Here is a 20,220-nt window from a genome sequence, read left to right as displayed (position 1 = left end):
GAGGGGCCGCGAGGTGTCGCGAGGTGCGGGAGAGATCAGCCGCGCTGAATCCCCGTGGTGTCCTGCAGCACGCCACGGCGGCCGTCCTGCGTCTGGGCCACCAGGCCGGGACCGCGCTGCTCGACGGCCAAGTACCAGGTGCCGGGCGCCAGTTCGGCGATCGGCGTCGGCGAACCGTCCTCCGCGTACAGCGGACGCGGCACCGGCACGGCGAACCAGAACGGCGAGAAGTCACCGGCGGGCTGCGCCTGACCGGGAGGCGGCGTCTGCTGCCCCGGCTGCGGCTGCCCCGGCTGCGCACCGAAGGGCTGACCCTGCTGCGGCTGGCCGGGCTGACCGGGCTGGGCGCCGTACGGCTGCCCCGGCTGCGGCTGACCCTGGGCGCCCGGGTACCCGTACCCGCCCTGCGGCTGACCGCCGTAGGGCTGGGGGGCGGGACGCGGGGAGCCGACGAGGGGGGCCTTGAGGGCGGGCACGGTCAGGGCGAGGATCGCCCCGGCGGCCATGACCAGCGTGGCGATCAGGGAAAGGATGAGGCCGACACCGGCGTCGACACCGGCGTCACCGGCTCCCGTGCCCACGTTGTCGTACCCGCTGGACGGGTCGAAGATCTGACCGATGGCGCTCCAGGCGGCGGCAACGGTGAAGGCGACACCGAAGTGGCCGAGGTCGAGACCGAAGACCTTCGGAGGGGTCGGCAGCGCGCGGGAGACGACGATGCAGACAGCACCGATGATTCCGGCCAGGGTGACGCCCAGCAGAACCGGCCCGCTGCTCCAGGCATTCGGCATGTCTAGGGAGTCCGAGGCGCCTTCGACATCGAAGATGTCCAGGAACGAGGCGATGAACAGCAACACCGCTGCCCCGATCACCACGCCGTCGCCTCGAGTGAGAGAGCGGATATTCACTTCAGGTCCTTCGTAAGTCGTCTCGTCGGTGGAGGCGTCGCTCGCCCCAAGGTCGTGGTGCAAAGCGCGGGGATGGCCCCCCATCGTACGGAGGACATTATCGTTCACTCGCGTGGGGTGTCTGCTCGGGATAAAGACCTGTCAACCCGCTACCAACCCGTTATCCGCGCAAGAAGCTCACGATTCCGTCGGAGATCCCCTGCGCCGCCTTCTGCCGCCACGCGTCGCTCGTGAGCAACGCCTCGTCCTTCGCGTCCCTCATGTTGCCGCACTCGATGAAGACCTTGGGGACGGTGGACAGGTTGAGGCCCCCCAGGTCCTTGCGTACGTCGAGTCCGGTGTCGTCACCGACGTAGTTGGAGGGGGCGCTGCCCGTCGCGAGCACGAACTTGCCCGCGATGCGCTCGCCCAGGGCGCGTGACGGGACGACGATCTTGGTGGTGTCCGCGGCGCCGGACTTCACCGATGCGGGCAGGATCACATGGAAGCCGCGGTTGCCCGCCGCGGATCCGTCGGCGTGCACGGAGACGACGGCGTCCGCGTGGGCGTTGTTGCCGATGCGGGCGCGCTCGTCGACGCAGGGGCCCCAGGGGCGGTCGCCGTCCTGGGTGAACTTCACAGTGGCGCCCTGCTTCTCCAGCAGCGTGCGCAGCCGGCGCGAGACGTCGAGGGTGAACTGGGCCTCGCTGTAACCGTTGTTGGTGGAGGTGCCCGTGGTGTCGCACGCCTTGCGGTTCGTCCCGATGTTCACCAGGCGGTTGATCTCGGCCGTGTGCCTGCCGTTGCCGGTGTTGTGACCCGGGTCGACGACGACGACCTTGCCCTTGAGGGGCCCGGAGGCGGCGGGCCGGGTCGAGGACTTCGGGGGCTTCGTCGTGCTCGGCTTGTCGCTCGCCTTGCCCTCGCCCTTGTCGTCGTCCTTCTCGGAGGCCGGCGGGGACGGCGCGGCAGAGGGTGAACCCTGCGCGGACCGACTGGTGGAGGGGAGCGTTCTGGGCGGTTCGTTCCCGCCGGGACCGCTCGTCGCCTCGTAAATGAGCCACCCCGCAAGGCACGTCGGCACCAGCGCGGCGAGCGTCACGGTGAGGGGGCCGCCGCTGAAACGGCGGGGCGGGCGTGGGGGCTGGCTGTCCGGACCTACGTACGACACGAGAGCCACCATACGGGCCGTTCACGTGCTCCGCAGGGACCCACGGTTCTCCACTCTTTCCGGTTACGCCCCGGACGCGGGGGTCCTTCCGGGGGCGGCGAGCTACGCCCGGTACGCGCGGTGTCGCAGGTCATTTCGCCGATGTCGGGTTCTTGCGCTGGTTGGCGTGGAAGCGCGCCTTCTTCTGGCGGTTTCCGCACGTGTTCATGTCGCACCACTTGCGGGTGCGGCTCTGGCTGGTGTCGAAGAAGGCGGCCCGGCAGGTCGGTGAGGCGCACAAGGCCAGTTTTCCGTCTCGTTCGCCCGCGATGATGGCGACCGCGTCGGCCGCGATCACGCTGAGGGCGTCTTCCACGCGGGAAGCCGAGCCGAGCCGCCATCGCCGCTCGCCGCCGGGCGTCAGGACGGCCGCGGCCCGCCCCTGGGCGCTGCGGTCATTGATGACGTGGACGGCGGATGAGGGGAGAGCTTCCTGGAGCGCGGCCGCTGTCGCGGCGGCGTGGATCGACTCCCTCAGCTCCCGGGCGAGGTCGAGCTGGGGCGCGGTGCAGGAGTCCACGGCGAGGCCGCTCACCGCCAGCCAGTCGATGAGGCGCTGCGGCGTGGGGATGCGCTCGACGGAGTCGCCATGACGCTCCGACAGCGTCCCCGTGAAGCTGGTCGCCAGCACGCTGCCGAGGCGGAAGTCAGGGAAGCCAGCACGCATGGAACCACCTTAGCCGGTTGCACGTCGGCATGGAGGCGCGGTAGAACCGTCTTAGCCGGTTCCTAGCAGTTCGCGGCCGGTTCCACGATGGCCAGGAGGACTCATGACCCGTCCAACCAGCGACGTGCAAGCAGGCGTACAAGCAGACGTGCAGGCAGACGAGCAAGCAGACGTGCAGGCATTTGAAGCCCACGCATCCGACGCCGACCTCGACGATCTGCGCGCCCGCCTTGCCGCAGCGCGACTGCCGGAGGCCGAGACGGTCCAGGGCGCCGCGCCAGGCCCCCGCCGCTGGGCACAGGGCGTACCGCTCGCCGACCTCGTCGATGTCGTGAACTACTGGCGCACCGGATACGACTGGCGGTCGTTCGAGGCCCGCCTCGACCGGATCGGCCAGTTCCGCACGACCATCGATGGTCTGGGAATCCACTTCCTGCACCGCCGGTCCGCGCGCGCGGACGCCACTCCTCTGGTCCTGACCCACGGGTGGCCGGGCAGCATCGCCGAGTTCATCGACGTGGTGGACGCGCTGGCGGACCCGGACGATGCGGACGCACCGGCGTTCCACGTCGTGGTCCCGTCGCTGCCGGGCTTCGGATACAGCGACAAGCCGGCCACCACCGGGTGGGGGACCGAGAAGATCGCGGCCGCCTGGGTGGAACTGATGGGAAGGCTCGGCTACGACAAGTTCGTGGCCCACGGCGGCGACTGGGGAGGCAACATCACCACGGTCCTCGGCGGCAGGTTCCCGGCGCACGTGCTCGGCATCCACACCACGTTCGCGGAGGCGCCGCCCGGGTTGACGACGGACGGGCTGACGGCGGTCGAGCGACAGTGGACCGAGGACACCCGCCACTTCTATCGCCACCGCGCGGCGTACGCGAAGCAGCAGGCGACCCGGCCGCAGACCATCGGTTACGCGCTCGTCGACTCACCGGTCGGGCTTCTCGCCTGGATCCTCGACAAGTTCGCCGAGTGGTCGGACATCGAGGACAGCCCGTTCGAGACGATTTCCATCGACAGGGTCCTGGACGACGTCACCCTGTACTGGCTGACCCGGACCGGCGCATCGGCGGCCCGCATCTACTACGAGAGCCACAACTCGCTGGACCCCGAACTCCGGGTCGACGTCCCGTCGGCCATCACCATGTACCCCAGCGACATCGAGAAGTCCCCACGCCCCTGGGCACAGGAGCGCTACCGCCGGATCGTCCGCTGGAGGTCGCCCGGGAGCGGGGGACATTTCCCGTCGCTGGAGGTCCCCGAGTATTTCGTCAAGGATCTACGAGAGGGCCTCGCGGCGGTGCTGGCCGCTCAGCGCTCCTCCCGTGCGGCGCAGGACGCGCAGTGAGTCCGTTGCCGAGACCTCGGTGAACGCGCCGGACTCCAGTGCCCTGAGGTAGACGCGGTACGGGGCCTGGCCCGTCATGATGTCCACCGGGTCCGGGAAGACGTCGTGGATCAGGAGGAGGCCGCCCTCCGCGATGTGCGGGGCCCAGCCCTCGTAGTCGGCCGTCGCGTGCTCGTCCGTGTGGCCGCCGTCGATGAACACCAGGCCGAGGGGCCCGCCCCACGCCTTCGCCACCTGCGGCGAGCGGCCGACGATCGCGATCACGTGCTCCTCCAGGCCCGCCCGGTGGAGCGTGCGGCGGAACGTGGGGAGCGTGTCCATGCGGCCGACCCGCGGGTCGACCGTCTCCGGGTCGTGGTACTCCCAGCCCGGCTGCTGCTCCTCGCTGCCGCGGTGGTGGTCCACGGTGATCGCCGTGACGCCCGCCTCGCGCGCCGCGTCCGCGAGCAGGATCGTGGAGCGGCCGCAGTACGTGCCGACCTCCAGGAGGGGGAGGCCGAGCGTCGCCGCTTCCGTCGCCGCCGCGTACAGGGCCAGGCCCTCGCCGGTCGGCATGAAGCCCTTGGCCGCTTCGAAGGCGGCGAGGATCTCCGGCTTGGGCTGGGGGGCCATGGGTTCTCCTGAGCCTCGGGAAAGCGGTGGGTGTCCGGTGTGGGCCGCCCTATGCTGCCGCATGGTTCAGCTGACCATCGAGGCGGGGCCGCATCCGTTCCCGGACCGGGGGCCTCGCGTGCCGCGATCACCGGCTCCGCCGAGTTCGTCCTCAAACGCCGGACGGGCTGGATGTCCAGCCCGTCCGGCGTTTGAGGACATGTGGTGGCCCGCCCCTACGCCAGCACGTCACTCCCGCCCGGCAGCAGCAGGTCCATCTCCACCGCCGAGTCGTCGCCCCGGTGCGCCGCCGCCGAGGCCAGCGGTGCGTGTCCGGCGGCCGTGGCCGCCAGGACGTAGGAGCCGTCCCCGGGGACGGGGAGCGCGTAGCGGCCGACCTCGTCCGTGAGGGCGGAGCCCGCCTGCCGCCCCCTGCGGTCGATCAGCGTGACCTTGGCGCGGGCGACCGGCGTCCCGGAGGGGCTCAGTACCCGGCCGTGGAAGCCGGCCAGTGCCTCCGTCGCGGCGCGCAGGTTCGCGTCCTCCTCGCTGCTCGCCCGGAGCTGGGTCCTGACCGAGCGGCGGGCGGAGGGGAGGAACAGGGCGAAGACCAGGCCGAGCGCGACCGCGCCCGTGGCGATCAGGAACGACGTGCGGAAGCCCGTCATCGTGGGGATCGCGACGCCGCCCACGTGGTCCGCCGTGTTGGCGAGGACCATGCCGATGACGGCGCTGGAGACCGACGTACCGATGGAGCGCATCAGCGTGTTGAGGCCGTTCGCCGCGCCCGTCTCGGAGGGGTCGACCGCGCCGATGATCAGCGCGGGGAGCGAGGAGTAGGCGAGGCCGATGCCCGCGCCCACCACGACCGCGATGATGATCGTCTGCCAGGCGGCGCTCATCAGGCCGAGGCCCGCGCCGTAGCCGATCGCGATGATCAGCATGCCGAGGATGAGGGTCACCTTCGGGCCGTACTTCGCCGAGAGGCGCGCGTAGACCGGGGCCGTGAACATCATCGTGAGGCCGAGCGGCGCCACGCAGAGGCCCGCGACGACCATGGACTGGCCGAGGCCGTAGCCGGTGGCGGCCGGCAGCTGGAGCAGCTGCGGGAGCACCAGGGAGATCGCGTAGAACGCGACGCCGACCATGATCGAGGCGAGGTTGGTGAAGAGGACCGCGGGGCGGGCCGTGGTGCGCAGGTCGACCAGCGGCGCCTTGAGACGCAGCTCCATCACGCCCCACAGGACCAGGACGACCGCGGCGGCGGCGAACAGGCCGAGCGTCAGGCCCGAGGTCCAGCCCCAGTCGCTGCCCTTGGTGATGGGGAGGAGGAAGAGGACGAGCCCGGCGGAGAGCCCGAGGGCGCCGGCCACGTCGAACGTGCCCTGCGCCTTCACCGTGCTCTCGGGCACGAAGAGGACGGTCAGAAGCATCGATATGACGCCGAGTCCCGCGGCGCCGAAGAACAGGGTGTGCCAGTCGGCGTGCTGCGCGGTCAGTGCCGCGAGCGGTAGCGCGAGGCCGCCGCCGACGCCGATGGACGAGCTCATCAGGGCCATCGCGGAGCCGAGCTTCTCGCGGGGCAGCATGTCGCGCATCAGGCCGATGCCGAGCGGGATGGCGCCCATCGCGAAGCCCTGCAGGGCGCGGCCGACGATCATCACGACGAGATCGTCGGTGAAGCCGCAGATCAGGGAGCCCACGACCATCACGGCGAGGCTCGTCAGGAGCATGCGGCGCTTGCCGTAGAGGTCGCCGAGGCGGCCCATGATCGGGGTCGATACGGCGCCGGCGAGCAGGGTCGCCGTCATGACCCAGGTGGCGTTCGACGGCTTGGTGCTCAGCAGCGTCGGCAGGTCCTTGATGACCGGCACCAGGAGCGTCTGCATCACCGCGACGACGATGCCGGCGAAGGCGAGTACGGGGACGACTCCGCGGGTGCCGCGTTGGTGGGTCGTCGACTGCGTCATTACGTGGGGCCTCCGGGGGTGGTGCAAAAGCTGGCAGGGGTACGTGCAGAACGAACCTGTTTCCCGGGGCGACTATTCCGACGGATGTCGTACGAGGGGAATTCTTGACCTGTTGTTAACCGGGGTATGGATCTGACCGCCCGTCAGGCTTCCTAAGAATTGGAACGTGTTCTAGTCTGTCGCTGTCCCGGAAGCTGCTACCGGCGAGGACGCGCATGGGCATCGGAATCACGCAGGAACAGCGGGAGTTGGCGGCGGCGGTGCGGGGCTGGATCACCCGCGCGGTGCCGCCCGAGGAGATACGCAAGCTGCTGGACGCTTCCCCGAGCTCTCAGCTCCGTTCGAGCAGGGGAGACCCCGCTCCCGGCACGGGCGCCAGGCCCGCCCACTGGGACGGGCTCGCCGAGCAGGGGCTGCTCGCGGTGCACCTGCCCGAGGAGTGCGGTGGCGGGGGCGGCGATCTCGTGGACCTCGCGGTCGTCCTGGAGGAGGCCGGGCGGGCCGCGCTCCCGGGGCCGTACCTGGCGAGCTCCCTCGCCTCGGTCGTGCTGCACCGGGCGGGCGCCACCGGGCTCGCCGCCGAGCTGGCCTCCGGGGCGCGGATCGGCGCCGTCGCTCTCGGCGCGGGCACGCTGACCGCGGTGTCCGTGGCGGACGGCTACCTCCTCGACGGCACCGCGCCGCCCCTGCTCTGCGGGGCCGACGCCGACCTGCTGATGCTGGCCGCCGAGTCCGCGCGCGGAACCGAGTGGCTGGCCGTCGACGCGGCCGACCTGACCATACGTACGCAGGAGAGCGCCGACCCGACGCGGCCCACCGCCGAGGTGACGGCGGTCGGGGTGGAGGTTCCGGCCGACCGGATGCTCGACGTCGACGCGGCGCTCGTACGGGACCTGGCGTGCGCCCTGTACGCGGCGGAGGCGTGCGGGGTGGCGGTCTGGGCGCTGGAGACGGCCGCCGGTCACGCGAAGGTGCGGGAGCAGTTCGGACGGCCGATCGGACAGTTCCAGGCGGTCAAGCACCTGTGCGCGGACATGCTGGTGCGCGTCGAGCAGGCGCGGGCGCTCGCCTGGGACGCGGCACGAGCGGCGGACGACCCCGCGCGGGACGCCCGGAGCCTTGTCTCCGCGCTCGCCGCCGGGGTCGCGCTCGATGCCGCGTACTCCTGCGCCAAGGACGCCATCCAGATCCTCGGCGGCATCGGGTTCACCTGGGAGCACGACGCGCATCTGTATCTGCGCAGGTCGCTGGTCGCCCGGCAGCTGCTCGGCACCGGCGACGCGCACCGGCTGCGGGCGGTGCGGCTCGCGGAGGGCGGGGCGCGCCGGGAGCTGCGGATGGAGCTGCCCCCGGAGGCGGCGGCGTACCGGGAGCAGGCCCGCGAGGCCATCGCCCCGGCCCGCGGCCTCGCCCCGGCAGCCGCCCGCAAGGTCCTCGCGCCCACCGGCTACGCCGCGCCCCATCTCCCCGAGCCGTACGGCCTGGGCGCGGGGCCCGTCCAGCAGCTCGCCGTCCAGCAGGAGTTGGCGGCGGCCGGGGTGCGCGTCAGCGATCTCGGGATCGCCACCTGGGTGGTGCCCTCCCTCATCGCGTACGGGACGCAAGGGCAGCAGGAGCGCTTCCTGGCGCCCACGCTCAGGGGCGAGGTGCTGTGGTGCCAGCTGTTCAGCGAGCCCGGGGCCGGTTCGGACCTGGCCGCGCTGCGGACACGGGCCGAGCGGGTCGAGGGCGGCTGGCGGATCAACGGCCAGAAGGTGTGGACGAGCGCGGCGCAATGGGCCGACCACGGGATCCTGCTGGCCCGCACCGACCCCGACGCCCCCAAGCACAAGGGCCTGACGTACTTCCTCATCGACATGAAGCGCGCCTCGGGCATCGACATCCGTCCGCTGAAGGAGATCACCGGGGACTCCCTCTTCAACGAGGTCTACTTCGACGACGTCCTGCTGCCCGAGGACGCCGTCGTCGGCGAGGTGAACGACGGCTGGCGGGTCGCTCGCCACACGCTCGGCAACGAACGCGTCCACATGGCCGACCAGCTCACCTTCGACACCGGCCTGGAGGCGCTCATCGCACGCGCCGCGGAGGTAGACGGCGCCTGCCGCGCCCGGATCGGCGCGCTCGCCGCCGAGGCGCACGCGCTCGCCTGCATCGGCCTGCGCACGACCATGCGGCAGGTGGCCGGGGCGGAACCGGGGGCCGGGGCCTCCGTCCGCAAGCTCGTGCAGACCCCGCACCAGCAGAAGGTCGCCGAGCTGGCCATCGAGCTGCTCGGCCCGGCGGGCGTGGTGCGCGAGGGCGCCGGGGAGCGGGCGCTGCACGGCTTCCTGATGTCGCGCTGTCTGACCATCGCGGGCGGGACCACACAGGTGCAGCTCAACGTCGTCGCGGAACGGCTCCTCGGCCTGCCGAGGGACCCCGAGCCCCGTCCCACCACCTAAGAGGAGCTGGACAGTGAAGGCGTACATAGCCGGCGTCGGCATGACGAAGTTCGAGAAGCCCGAGACACGGGACTGGCAGTACTGGGACATGGCGAAGGAGGCGGGCACCAAGGCGCTCGACGACGCCGGGATCTCCTACGAGGACGTGGAGCAGGTCCCGGTCGGGTACTGCTTCCAGGCCTCGACGGCGGGCCAGCGTGCCGTGTACGAACTGGGCCTGACCGGTGTCCCCGTCTACAACGTGAACAACAACTGCGCGACGGCGTCGACCGCGCTGATGATGGCGCGGCAGTTCGTCGAGGGCGGCATCAACGACTGCGTGCTCGCGCTCGGCTTCGAGAAGATGGCGCGCGGCGCGCTCGGCGGCCGCTCCGACGGAGGGGACTTCAAGACGTCCCCCGTCGCCCGGCACTACGGCGTGATGGCGGCCGGACACGGCTTCGAGATGACCCCGCCCACCGCCCAGATCTTCGGCAACGCGGCGCGCGAGCACATGGAGAAGTACGGCACCACCGAGGCGCAGCTCGCCGCGGTGGGCGCGAAGAACCACCGGCACTCGGTGCACAACCCGTACGCCCAGTTCCAGGACGAGTACAGCGTCGACGAGATCCTCGCCGCCAAGACCATCCACCGCCCGCTCACCAAGCTCCAGTGCTCGCCGACGTCGGACGGCTCCGCCGCCGCGGTCGTGGTGTCCGAGCGGTTCGTCGAGCGGCACGGTCTGGAGGAGCGCGCCGTGGAGATCGCCGCGCAGGCGATGACCACGGACACGGGGGAGTCCTTCGGCTCGGGCTCGTGCATCGACGTGGTGGGACAGCCGATGTCGCGGGCCGCCGCGCGGCAGGTGTTCGAGAGGTCGGGCCTCGGCATCGAGGACGTCGACGTCGTCGAACTGCACGACTGCTTCTCCATCAACGAGCTCCTCACCTACGAGGCCCTCGGCATGTGCGGGCCGGGGGAGTCCGGAAAGCTCGTCGAGAGCGGCGCGACGACGTACGGCGGGCGGTGGGTGGTGAACCCGTCGGGCGGCCTGATCTCCAAGGGGCACCCCCTCGGCGCGACGGGAATCGCCCAAGTGGCGGAACTCACATGGCAGTTGCGGGGCGCGGCGGACGCACGGCAGGTGGCGGGGGCGCGGGTGGGCCTCGCGCACAACATCGGCCTGGGTGGGGCGGCTGTGGTGACGCTGCTGCGGAAGAACTGACCAGAGGATCAGCAGCGGCGGAAGCGAGGTCCTGGAGTCCTAGGACGCACGACCGAGGCCCCCTGCGCCAAAACCCCGATGCAGGGGGCATCCGGTGCCTGAGAGCATGGCCGTCATGGTCCAAACGCCCCCTGACACTTACATAGCCGCGCCGCCGCGGAAGTCCGCACCCGTGTGGGCGGTGCTCCTCGCCGCCTGCGCCGGACAGTTCCTGGTCGTCCTCGACGTGTCGGTGGTGAACACCGCGCTGCCGTCCATGCGGGCCGACCTCGGCATGAGCGCGGTCGGACTGCAGTGGGTGGTCAACGCCTACTCGATCACCTTCGCGGGCTTCATGCTGCTCGGCGGGCGGGCCGGGGACCTCTTCGGGCGCAAGCGGATGTTCCTCGTGGGGCTCGGGCTCTTCACGGTGGCCTCGCTCGCGGGCGGCCTCGCACAGGCCGACTGGCAGCTGCTCGTGGCGCGGGCCGTGCAGGGACTCGGCGCGGCGGTGCTCGCGCCGTCCACGCTGACGATCCTCACCTCGGCGGTGCCCGAGGGGCCCGCGCGGGTCCGCGCGATCGGCACCTGGTCGGCGGTGGGCGCGGGCGGCGGCGCCGCGGGCGGCCTGGTCGGCGGGGTCCTCACCGACCTGCTCTCCTGGCGCTGGGTGCTCCTGATCAACGTGCCGATCGGCGCCCTCGTCATCGTCGCGGGCGTCGCCTGGCTCAGCGAGAGCCGGGCTGGCGAGGCACGCCGCCTGGACGTCCCGGGCGCGGTCCTCGTGACGGCGGGGCTCGCCACGCTCGCGTACGGGATCGTGCAGACCGAGGAGAAGGGCTGGACGGCCGCGGCGACCCTGGTGCCGCTGGCGGCGGGCCTCGCGCTCCTCGCCCTCTTCATCCTCGTCGAGGCGCGTACGAGGGTTCCGCTGATGCCGCTCAAGCTGTTCCGGGTGCGGTCCGTCTCGGCGGCCAACGCGGCGATGTTCGTGTGCGGCGGCGGAATGTTCGCCATGTGGTTCTTCATGACGCTGTACGCGCAGAACGTCCTCGGCTACTCCGCGCTGAAGGCGGGCCTCGCCCTGATCCCCTCGTCGCTGACGATCGTCCTCGGCTCGAAGCTCGCGCCGCGCCTGATGCCGGTGCTCGGGGCCAGGAACGTGTCGCTGCTCGGCATCATCGTGGCGGCGGCGGGCTTCGGCTGGCAGTCGACGATGACCGCCGACGGCGGCTACCTCACCTCGATCATGCTGCCCGGCATCGTGATGATGTTCGGCGCGGGCCTCGCGTCGACCCCGCTGGCCTCCCTCGGCACGTCCGGGGCGGACCCGGGCGACGCGGGCCTCGTCTCCGGGCTCATCAACACCTCCCGCACGATGGGCGGCGCGCTGGGCCTGGCGGTGCTCTCCACCGTCTCGGCGTCGCGGATGGGCGGCTCGACCACGCCGGAGGCGCTCACCTCGGGGTACGCGATGGCGTTCCGGACCAGTGGGTTCATCCTGCTGGCGGGCGTGTTGGTGCTGCTGGTGTGGATGCCGCGGGAGGGGAATTCCAGCCCGTCCGGCGTTTGAGGACGAACTCGGCGGAGCCGGTGACCGACGGTGCGCGAGGCCCAGGGGCCGGTCAGAGCCAGCCCCGCTGCCTCGCCTCACGGACCGCCTCCATGCGGTTGCGCGTCCCCGTCTTCCCGATGGCCGCCGAGAGGTAGTTGCGCACGGTCGACTCCGAGAGATGCAGCTGCCCCGCGATGTCGGAGACCGTCGCCCCGTCCACCGAAGCCTTCAGGACGTCCGCCTCCCGGCCGGTCAGCGGACTCGGCCCCGCGCTCAGGGCAGCCGCCGCGAGCGCGGGGTCGATCACCGTCTCGCCCCGCAGGACCTGCCGGATCGCCTCCGCGAGGTCCTCCACCGGGCCGTCCTTGACCAGGAATCCCACCGCGCCCGCCTCCATGGCCCGGCGCAGATAGCCGGGCCTGCCGAAGGTCGTGAGGATGAGGACGCGGCACTCGGGGCACTCCTCCCGCAGGTCCGCCGCCGCCTCTAGGCCGCTGCGGCCCGGCAGTTCGATGTCGAGGAGCGCCACGTCGGGCCGTGCGCTCAGCGCCGCGTCCACGATCTCGTCGCCCCTGCCGACCTGCGCGACGACCTCGATGTCCTCCTCCATGCCGAGCAGCAGCGCGAGCGCGCCCCGCATCATGCCCTGGTCCTCGGCGAGCAGGACTCTGATCATGGGGTGTGCTCCTCCAGGACGGGGCCGGAACCGGGAACGGGGCCGGGACTTGGTTCGGTGACCGGCAGCTCCGCCGTGACCCGGAAGCCGCCGCGCGGTGCGGGGCCCGACTCCAGGGAGCCGCCCGCCGCCGCGAGGCGTTCGGCCAGGCCTTTCAGCCCGCTGCCGGGCGGTGTCGAGCCTACGCCGCGGCCGTCGTCGGTGATCAGCAGCCGGGACCGTTCGGCGGTGCCCGTCACCTCGATCTCGCAGCGGGTCGCCCTTGAGTGGCGTACGACGTTCGTGGCGGACTCCCGCACGACCCAGCCGAGCAGTGCCGCGGTCTGCGGGGCGAGCGGCGGTCCCGACTGGCGTACGACGGCCTCGATGCCCGCCGCGTCCAGGAGGTCGCGGGCCCGGTCGAGCTCCGTGGCCAGGCTGCCCTCGCGGTAGCCGGTGACCGCCTCGCGGATCTCGGTCAGGGCCTGGCGGCCCACGGACTCGATGTCGGCGACCTGGCCGAGCGCCGCGTCCAGGTCGCGCGGGGCGAGCCGCCGGGTCGCCTCCGCCTTCACGACGATCACCGAGAGCGTGTGGCCGAGGAGGTCGTGCAGGTCCCGGGAGAAGCGCAGCCGTTCCTTCTCGACCGCGCTGCGGGCCAACTCCTCGCGGGTGGAGCGGAGTTCCTTCACCGTCTCGGAGAGGGCGAGGATCGCCGCCGTCACCATCACGGAGATGAACGTGCCGTACGCGATGCCCGCCGCGTCCCAGCCCTCCCGCAGCCCGCCGACCACCGCGGCGGAGATGCTCAGGGCGAACCCCGCGGGAGCGAGCTGCTTGCCCCGCAGGACCGAGCCGGTGGCCAGGCCGAGCAGCGGGAAGAACATCAGCCAGCTGTCGCCGTAGCCGATGGCCAGGGCGAAGGTGACCGCGGTCAGTGCGAGCAGTGCCTGCTTGGTGGCGCGCGCTTCCCGCGCCTTCTTGTCGAAGGCGCGGAACACCACGTTGATGTAAAGGGAGTTGAAGACCAGCAGGCCGATCCCCGCGATCCAGGGATTGCCCGTCTTGCCCTGGAGGAGGTTGGAGAAGGCGCCCATGCCCATCAGGAGCCAGGGCAGCATCGCGAAGCCGTTGGGCGGCCCCAGGTCGTCGGGCCTGCTCCGGGAGGACTTCTCCTGCGCCCGCACCTCGGCGAGCTGCGCCCTGCTGCTGTGTTTCCAGCGCGCGAGACGCGTGTGCCGCCGCCAGAAGCCCTTCTCCGACATCACTTCTCCTATGGCGCCGTCGCGCCTCGTCATGCGGTCCGCGCAGACCGGCGGTACGAGGACACAGCGTACGAAGCGAACACGAGCAGCCAGGCCGTCAGTACCGCCACGGTGCCGATGCCGAGGCCGCCGCCGTCCGTCACGGACGTGCCGAGCTCCGCGAAGCGGTGCGTGGGGGTGTAGTCGGACACGGTGCGCAGCCAGCCGGGGAACAGCTCCACGGGGAACCACAGGCCGCCGAGCACCGCGAGCCCCAGGTTGCAGGCCGTGTTCACCACGCCCGTGGTCTGTGCGGTCAGGCGGTAACCGTTGCCGAGCCCCAGCATCGTGAAGGGCAGCGAGCCGAGCCACAGCAGGAGTGCCGCCGCCGCCCACTGCCAGGCCGCCAGGCGTACGCCGTTGACCAGGCCGCCCGCGGCGAACACCGCCACGATCGCCGGGAGCACCGTCACCGCGCCGGTCAGGGCACGGCCCGTCACGACCTCGCGCGGCGTCATCGGCGTGACCCGCAACTGCCGCAGCCAGCCGGTCGTCTTGTCCTCGGCGACGCCGGTGCCGGTGTTCAGGGCGGCGATCACGGCTCCGTACGCGGCCATGCCGATCATCGACGTCGTCTTCCACTCGTCGTAGCCGGCACCGCCGCCGATGTTGGTGAACAGCAGATACATCAGCACCGGGAGCCCGATGCCGCCGATCACGAAGCCGGTGTCGCGCAGCGTCCTGCGTACTTCGAGCCTGAGGTAGGCGAACATCACACGGTCTCCTGGGTGAGGGAAGTGAGGGAAGTGAGGGAAGTGAGGGAGGTGACGGGGGCGGTCAGGGCGAGGAACGCCTCGTCGAGCGAGGCCGCGGCGACCTCAAGGCCGCGGATCGCGCCGAGCTCCGCGAGCGCGATCACGGTCGCGTCCGAGTCCCGCGTACGCAGCCGGGCCCGGTCGCCGCGCACCTCGACGGAGGCCACGCCGGGCAGCAGGGTCAGGCCTTCCGTGCCGCGCCCCGCGAGGTCGAAGGAGACGGTGCTGCCGCCCGCGGACCGCTTGACCTGCTCGCCGCTGCCGTCGGCGACGATCCGGCCGTGGTCCATGACGACGATCCGGTCGGCGTGCCGGTCCGCCTCCTCCAGATAGTGGGTGGAGAACAGGACGGTGTGGCCGCACCGCGCGTAGGCCCGCATCGACGTCCAGAACGCCTGCCGCGCCTCCACGTCGAGCGCGGCGGTCGGCTCGTCGAGGACGATCAGCGCGGGGTCACCGGCCAGCGCGACCGCGAACCGCACCCGCTGCGTCTGGCCCCCGGACAGCTTGTCGACGCGCCGCCCCGCCAGCTCCTCGATCCCGGCCAGCGCGAGGGCCTCGTCGACGGGCAGTGGCGCGGGATAGCGCCCGGCCACGAAGGAGACCAGCTCGCGCACGGTGACCCGCGGGACCAGACGGGCCTCCTGGAGCATCGCGCCCACCTTCCCGGCGCGTACGGCGTTCTCGGGCGGGCCGCCGAAGAGCTCGACGCGGCCCGTGTCGGGGGCGTCGAGGCCGAGCAGGAGGGAGATCGTCGTGGACTTGCCTGCGCCGTTGCGGCCGAGCAGGGCGACGGTCTCGCCGCGGCGGATCTCCAGGTCGACGCCGTCGACGGCGCGGAGCGGGCCGAAGGCCTTGCCCACTGAGGTGAATGCCACGGCCCGCTCGGCGGGAGCTGTCTTCGTCATGTCTCCGACCCTACGAACGCGGGCCGTGGCGGCGGCAGATGTGGTTGTACGGACTCGGCCGGTACAAATGTCACACGCCTGATCAGCAGTGGATCTGACGTGACGTCAGGAGTCTTCACAACTACCGGACGCTCGGCTATACATGGGTTCGCCGGACTGGAACGCGTTCTAGAACGGGCTCCTTCCGGCCCTGTTGCGACCTCGGTGCGACCGACGGTGCGGACGGCCGCACCGAGGTCTTCAGACCGGCCAAGGAGCTGCCACCACATGCCCATCGACGCCGCGAAAGCACTGGCCGCGGAGCCCAGGTCGGCCGAGATCGCCTGGGATCACAAGGACATCCAGCTCTACCACCTGGGCCTGGGCGCGGGCGTCCCCGCCACCGACCCCGACGAGCTGCGCTACACCCTGGAGTCCGGGCTGCACGTCCTGCCCAGCTTCGCCACCGTCGCGGGCGCCGGCATGGGCGTCGTCGGCGGCCTCTCGTCCCCCGGCATCGAGGTGAACCTGGCCGCGGTCCTGCACGGCGGCCAGAGCATCACGCTGCACCGCCCGATCCCGGTCAAGGGTGAGGCCGTCACCACCTCCAAGGTCGCCGCCGTGTACGACAAGGGCAAGGCCGCGATCCTCGTCCTGCGCACCGAAGTGGCCGACACGGACGGGCCGTTGTGGACCAGCGACGCCCAGATCTTCGTACGCGGCGAAGGCGGATTCGGCGGCGAACGCGGCCCCTCCACCCGCCTCCCGGCCCCCGAAGGAGAGCCCGACAGGATCGTCGAGCGCCCCGTCCGCGAGGAGCAGGCGCTGCTCTACCGCCTCTCCGGGGACTGGAACCCGCTGCACGCCGACCCCGAGTTCGCCAAGCTCGCGGGCTTCGACCGCCCCATCCTGCACGGCCTGTGCACGTACGGGATGACGCTCAAGGCGGTCGTCGACACGGTGCTCGGCGGCGACGTGTCGCGGGTGCGGAGCTACAGCACGCGCTTCACCGGGATCGTCTTCCCCGGCGAGACCCTGCGGATCCGGATGTGGCGCTCCGATGGCCGGGTCCAGGTGGCGGTGACGGCGGTCGAACGGGACGACGCGCCGGTGCTCGCCGACACGATCGTCGAACACGCCTGAATCTTCGTACGAGGGAGCCGCACCATGCGCGCAGCCGTACTGCACGAGATAGGCCAGGACAAGCTAGAGGTGCTCGACGACGTCGAGACGGTGGGCTTCGGCCCCGGCAAGGTGAAGATCCGGGTGCGGGCCACCGGCCTGTGCCACTCCGACGTCTCCGCCATGAACGGCGTACTGCCGCAGCCGGCGCCGTTCATCCCCGGCCACGAGGGCGCGGGCGAGATCGTCGACGTCGGCGACGGCGTGACCGGGATCAGCCAGGGCGACCGGGTCCTGGTCTGCTGGCTGCCCGCCTGCGGCCAGTGCCCTGCGTGCAAGCGCGGCCAGAGCCAGCTCTGCCTCGCCGGGTTCATGAACGCGGGCACACCCAACTTCAAGCGCCCCGGCGGGGATGTCTTCGGCTTCGCGGGCACGGGGACGTTCACCGAGGAGGTCGTGGTCGACGCGGGCTGCGCGGTGCCGATCCCGGACGACGTGCCCTTCGACATCGCCGCCCTGATCGGCTGCGGGGTGACGACGGGACTCGGCGCGGCCGTCAACACCGCGAAGGTGGAGGCCGGTTCGTCGGTCGCCGTCATCGGTTGCGGCGGGGTCGGCATCTCCGCGATCCAGGGCGCGCGGCTCAAGGGCGCGGCGCAGATCATCGCCGTCGACCCGGTGGCGTCGCGGCGCGAGGCGGCCCTGCGGTTCGGCGCGACGGAGGCGGTCTCCCCGGACGAACTGGCCGACGCCAAGCAGCGGATCACCGCGGGCGAGGGCTTCGACTACGTCTTCGAGGTCGTCGGCAAGTCCGCCACCGCACGCACCGCCTACGAGACGACGAGGCGCGGCGGCACGCTCGTCATCGTCGGCGCGGGCGCCATGGACGACAACCTCCAGCTCAACATGTTCGAGCTGTTCTTCGACGAGAAGAAGATCCTGCCGTCCATGTACGGCGGCGGCGACGTCCTGCAGTCCTACGAGCGGGCCATCGCGCTCTGGCGCGCGGGCCGGATCGACCTGGAGAGCCTGATCACCCACCGGGTGCCGCTCTCCGAGATCAACGAAGCGCTTGACCAGATGCGTACGGGCGTCGCGCTGCGTACGTGCATCGAGATCTGAGAGGACTTCGATCCCTGATGGCACAGCCATTGCCACGGCCACTGGACGGTTTGGCCGCGATCGTGACAGGAGCGGGCCGGGGCCTCGGGCGAGCGGAAGCCCTCGAACTCGGCAGGCTCGGCGCGAGCGTCGTCGTCAACGACTTCGGCAAGACGGGCCGTGACGGCTCGGGAGAGGCATCGGCGGCGCCGGCCGAGGAGGTCGCCGCCGAGATCCGGGCGGCGGGCGGGCAGGCGGTCGCGCACCTGGGCGATGTCGCGGACCACGAACAGGCGCGCGGGCTCGTCCAGTTGGCGGTCGACACGTACGGCAAGCTCGACATCCTGGTGAACAACGCGGGGATCCTGCGGGACAGGATGATCTTCTCGATGAGCGAGAGCGAGTGGGACTCGGTCATCCACGTCCACCTCAAGGGCCACTTCAACACCACGCACTTCGCGTCCGTGCACTGGCGTGAGCGGTCCAAGGCGGCGGACGGCCCCGTCTACGGCCGGATCGTCAACACCTCGTCCGAGGCGTTCCTCGCGGGGTCGGCGGGCCAGCCGAACTACGCGGCGGCCAAGGGCGGCATCGTCGGCCTGACGACGTCGAGCGCGCTGGCGCTGCGCAAGTACGGGGTGACGGCCAACGTCATCTGCCCCCGGGCGCGGACCCGGATGACGGAGGACGTCTTCGCCGGGTACCAGGAGCCGGGCGCGGGCGAGCTGGACGCCCTCGCCCCCGAGCATGTGGCGCCGCTGGTCGGCTACTTGGCGTCACCCGCGGCCTCCGGGGTCAACGGACAACTGCTCGTGGTGCACGGCGGCATGGTCGCGGTGGTCGAACGGCCCAAGGTGGCGGCGAAGTTCGACACGGCGAAGGACGTCTTCACGTACGAGGAACTGGACGAGGCCCTGTCGCCCTATTACGCGGGGCGGCCGGACGGGGAGACGTTCGCGGCGTCGGAGGTGCTGGGCCTGAAGCGGGGGTGAACCCCGCCGGAAACGGCAGACGCCGGGCGGGCCGGAAGTTCCGGCCCGCCCGGCGTCCTGCGGAGAACCCGGTGGAGCCGGGTCCTACTTCTCGCCCTGGCGGCGGTGCCGCCCCCGCGGCGCCGCGCCCCCGTCGTGTTCGGCCACAGGCCCCCGGTGCTTGCCCGCACCGGTAGCGCCCGCCGCCTCCCGCGGCTCGGGATTCCGCTCGGATTCCGTACTGATCTCGGTCGTCATCAACACACTCACCCCGTAAACCGGTAAAGAAGATCGTTCGTACAGCCGGGCGAGTCTAACCAACGTCCTTGCGCCCGGTGAGAGGCGCCTGCTGCAACGGAACGGGCCGCGCGGCGACCGGCGCGGGCGCCGCCGCCGGAGCGGCAGGTTCCACCTCCGCGACCCCGCACGGAACCGCCCCCGTCACATACGGAAGACGCAGCGCCCCCTCCCGCGTCCACCACCCCGAACCGGCCAACCACCCCTCCGGAGCGGCAAGTTGATGCAGGCGGCGCTCGGCGGGCCGCCACAGGCCCAGCCAGCTCCCCGCCGCCCCGTCGAGCCGCAGCGCCACCGCGCAGCTCTCCGGCATCAGCGTCTGACCCGGCTGGATGGCGAACGGCGTCACCGCGAGATCGGGCAGGCGCAGGCACTCCGGGAAACGCACCGGGCGCGTGCCGCCGAGGACCCCCCAGCCGAGCCGGTCGTGACCCGGAGCGTCCGAACGGATCAGGAGCAGCCCGCTGTCGGGGTCCGCGAGCAGCAGCCGGTCGTTGCTCTCGTCGGCGATCTGGAGGAGGGGGGACACCTCACCGGCCCGCTCCAGGTCCACCGCCACCGCCTTCACCCGGCCGCCCAGCTCCCGGTCCAGGGCCAGCATCCGGCCCTCACCGTCCAGCCACACCCCGCCCGAGCAGCGCCCGGGGATCTCCGCGACGTGCTCGGGACCGAAGGCGCCGCCCGCCACCAGCCACAGGGCGGTCGACCCCGCGCCCACCGCGAGGGCGTACGCGCGACTGCCGACCGGCGACGGCGGCAGCAGCGTCAGCCGGGACTCGCCGCACTCCACGGCGCCCAGCGGCACCTCGCCGGTCTGCGGGCCCGTCGGGTAGAGGAGCGTGAACGTGTGCCGGCCGTCGACGACACGGTGGATCAGGACGCGCCCGTCGGCCATCGGGAGCACCTCGGTGCCGGGCTCCTCGGGCTGGCTGCCGGGCAGGGGCACCGCGTACGGCTCGGGGGAGTCGAGGGTCCAGCGCTCGGGGAACCAGGAATCGCCGTCGAGGGCGAGGCGGGCGGCGTACGCGCCGTTGGCGGTTATCACGGGGGGTGTCGCGGGCGCCGGGGGAGACGGCGGCGCGGTCGTGGGCTCGGGCTCAAGCGTGGGCGCTGTCATGGGGGAACCTCCGGGCCATGAAGCTAGTTTTCGCACGCACTGCCGTGGCATCCGTGGCCGCCCGCTTCACACAGAAGGGTGGCGATGTATCGATTCGCCTGAGGGGGCGGGGGTGGTTGTGCTGGGCGGGAGGGCCGCGCTTAAGGTAAGGCGAAC

General features: G+C 71.7%; 18 protein-coding genes. 7 read left to right on the top strand and 11 right to left on the bottom strand.

All coding sequences use genetic code 11. The features are described from left to right. Positions 1-35 precede the first annotated feature (35 nt). The 3 genes from AB0E78_RS03260 to AB0E78_RS03250 form a co-directional block, all read right to left on the bottom strand. Positions 36-908 carry a hypothetical protein gene (locus AB0E78_RS03260; protein WP_361827536.1) on the bottom strand — a complete coding sequence of 291 codons (873 nt, stop codon included), beginning with the start codon at positions 906-908 and terminating at the stop codon, positions 36-38. Positions 909-1,068: 160 nt separating this feature from the next. Beyond that, entirely contained in the window at positions 1,069-2,058 is a 990-nt protein-coding gene (locus AB0E78_RS03255) for an N-acetylmuramoyl-L-alanine amidase (RefSeq protein ID WP_361827533.1), read from the bottom strand. A gap of 130 nt (positions 2,059-2,188) precedes the next feature. Continuing rightward, entirely contained in the window at positions 2,189-2,764 is a 576-nt protein-coding gene (locus AB0E78_RS03250; protein ID WP_361827530.1) for a CGNR zinc finger domain-containing protein, read from the bottom strand. 103 nt (positions 2,765-2,867) lie between these two features. Here AB0E78_RS03250 and AB0E78_RS03245 point away from each other — a divergent pair, with 103 nt between their 5' ends. Beyond that, positions 2,868-4,115, top strand: a complete 1,248-nt coding sequence (locus tag AB0E78_RS03245; protein WP_361827528.1) for an epoxide hydrolase family protein — start codon at positions 2,868-2,870, stop codon at positions 4,113-4,115. Here the strand turns inward: AB0E78_RS03245 and AB0E78_RS03240 are convergent. Together AB0E78_RS03240 and AB0E78_RS03235 are read right to left on the bottom strand one after the other, a co-directional pair. Continuing rightward, positions 4,047-4,727 carry a class I SAM-dependent methyltransferase gene (locus AB0E78_RS03240; protein WP_361827526.1) on the bottom strand — a complete coding sequence of 227 codons (681 nt, stop codon included), beginning with the start codon at positions 4,725-4,727 and terminating at the stop codon, positions 4,047-4,049. The genes AB0E78_RS03245 and AB0E78_RS03240 overlap by 69 nt on opposite strands. A gap of 215 nt (positions 4,728-4,942) precedes the next feature. Beyond that, complete coding sequence (locus tag AB0E78_RS03235) at positions 4,943-6,676, bottom strand: MFS transporter (RefSeq protein ID WP_361827524.1); 1,734 nt, start codon at positions 6,674-6,676, stop codon at positions 4,943-4,945. A gap of 215 nt (positions 6,677-6,891) precedes the next feature. Between AB0E78_RS03235 and AB0E78_RS03230 the strand changes: the two genes are divergently transcribed. The 3 genes from AB0E78_RS03230 (at position 6,892) to AB0E78_RS03220 (ending at position 11,873) form a co-directional block, all read left to right on the top strand. Beyond that, positions 6,892-9,117: an acyl-CoA dehydrogenase gene (locus AB0E78_RS03230; RefSeq protein WP_361827521.1), complete on the top strand. Its 2,226-nt coding sequence runs from the start codon at positions 6,892-6,894 to the stop codon at positions 9,115-9,117. A gap of 13 nt (positions 9,118-9,130) precedes the next feature. Further along, positions 9,131-10,321, top strand: a complete 1,191-nt coding sequence (locus AB0E78_RS03225) for a lipid-transfer protein (RefSeq protein ID WP_361827519.1) — start codon at positions 9,131-9,133, stop codon at positions 10,319-10,321. 115 nt (positions 10,322-10,436) lie between these two features. Next, entirely contained in the window at positions 10,437-11,873 is a 1,437-nt protein-coding gene (locus tag AB0E78_RS03220) for an MFS transporter (RefSeq protein ID WP_361827516.1), read from the top strand. 52 nt (positions 11,874-11,925) lie between these two features. Here AB0E78_RS03220 and AB0E78_RS03215 read toward each other — a convergent pair whose 3' ends face one another. Genes AB0E78_RS03215 through AB0E78_RS03200 form a run of 4 tightly spaced genes read right to left on the bottom strand, consistent with a single transcriptional unit; the run spans position 11,926 to position 15,477 of the window. Next, positions 11,926-12,531, bottom strand: coding sequence for a response regulator transcription factor (locus tag AB0E78_RS03215; protein WP_361827513.1), 606 nt, complete (start codon positions 12,529-12,531; stop codon positions 11,926-11,928). Continuing rightward, positions 12,528-13,775: a sensor histidine kinase gene (locus AB0E78_RS03210; protein ID WP_361827511.1), complete on the bottom strand. Its 1,248-nt coding sequence runs from the start codon at positions 13,773-13,775 to the stop codon at positions 12,528-12,530. The genes AB0E78_RS03215 and AB0E78_RS03210 overlap by 4 nt, the downstream gene beginning before the upstream one ends. Before the next feature lie 29 nt (positions 13,776-13,804). Then, positions 13,805-14,527 carry an ABC transporter permease gene (locus AB0E78_RS03205; RefSeq protein ID WP_361827508.1) on the bottom strand — a complete coding sequence of 241 codons (723 nt, stop codon included), beginning with the start codon at positions 14,525-14,527 and terminating at the stop codon, positions 13,805-13,807. Beyond that, the gene (locus tag AB0E78_RS03200; RefSeq protein ID WP_361827505.1) at positions 14,527-15,477 is read right to left on the bottom strand and encodes an ABC transporter ATP-binding protein; all 951 of its coding nucleotides are present in this window, start codon (positions 15,475-15,477) and stop codon (positions 14,527-14,529) included. Before AB0E78_RS03200 ends, AB0E78_RS03205 begins: the two co-directional genes overlap by 1 nt. A 267-nt stretch (positions 15,478-15,744) precedes the next feature. On the opposite strand from AB0E78_RS03200, the gene AB0E78_RS03195 reads away from it, so the two are divergent. Genes AB0E78_RS03195 through AB0E78_RS03185 form a run of 3 tightly spaced genes read left to right on the top strand, consistent with a single transcriptional unit; the run spans position 15,745 to position 18,671 of the window. Next, positions 15,745-16,599, top strand: a complete 855-nt coding sequence (locus AB0E78_RS03195) for a MaoC/PaaZ C-terminal domain-containing protein (protein ID WP_361827502.1) — start codon at positions 15,745-15,747, stop codon at positions 16,597-16,599. A 24-nt stretch (positions 16,600-16,623) separates the two neighbouring features. Then, positions 16,624-17,700, top strand: a complete 1,077-nt coding sequence (locus AB0E78_RS03190) for a Zn-dependent alcohol dehydrogenase (protein WP_361827499.1) — start codon at positions 16,624-16,626, stop codon at positions 17,698-17,700. A gap of 17 nt (positions 17,701-17,717) precedes the next feature. After that, the gene (locus AB0E78_RS03185; protein ID WP_361827496.1) at positions 17,718-18,671 is read left to right on the top strand and encodes a 3-oxoacyl-ACP reductase; all 954 of its coding nucleotides are present in this window, start codon (positions 17,718-17,720) and stop codon (positions 18,669-18,671) included. Positions 18,672-18,755: 84 nt separating this feature from the next. On the opposite strand, the gene AB0E78_RS03180 is transcribed toward AB0E78_RS03185, so the two are convergent. Both AB0E78_RS03180 and AB0E78_RS03175 read right to left on the bottom strand, forming a co-directional pair. Next, positions 18,756-18,908, bottom strand: coding sequence for a hypothetical protein (locus tag AB0E78_RS03180; RefSeq protein ID WP_361827493.1), 153 nt, complete (start codon positions 18,906-18,908; stop codon positions 18,756-18,758). 55 nt (positions 18,909-18,963) lie between these two features. Next, positions 18,964-20,064 (bottom strand): hypothetical protein, encoded by a 1,101-nt coding sequence (locus tag AB0E78_RS03175; protein WP_361827490.1) that lies wholly within the window; start codon positions 20,062-20,064, stop codon positions 18,964-18,966. Positions 20,065-20,220 lie beyond the last annotated feature (156 nt).

This window comes from Streptomyces sp. NPDC032198 (genome assembly GCF_040636975.1).
GTDB lineage: Bacteria > Actinomycetota > Actinomycetes > Streptomycetales > Streptomycetaceae > Streptomyces.
Note: the sequence above shows the minus strand (reverse complement) of the source record. Positions and strands in the feature narration are given on the sequence as shown.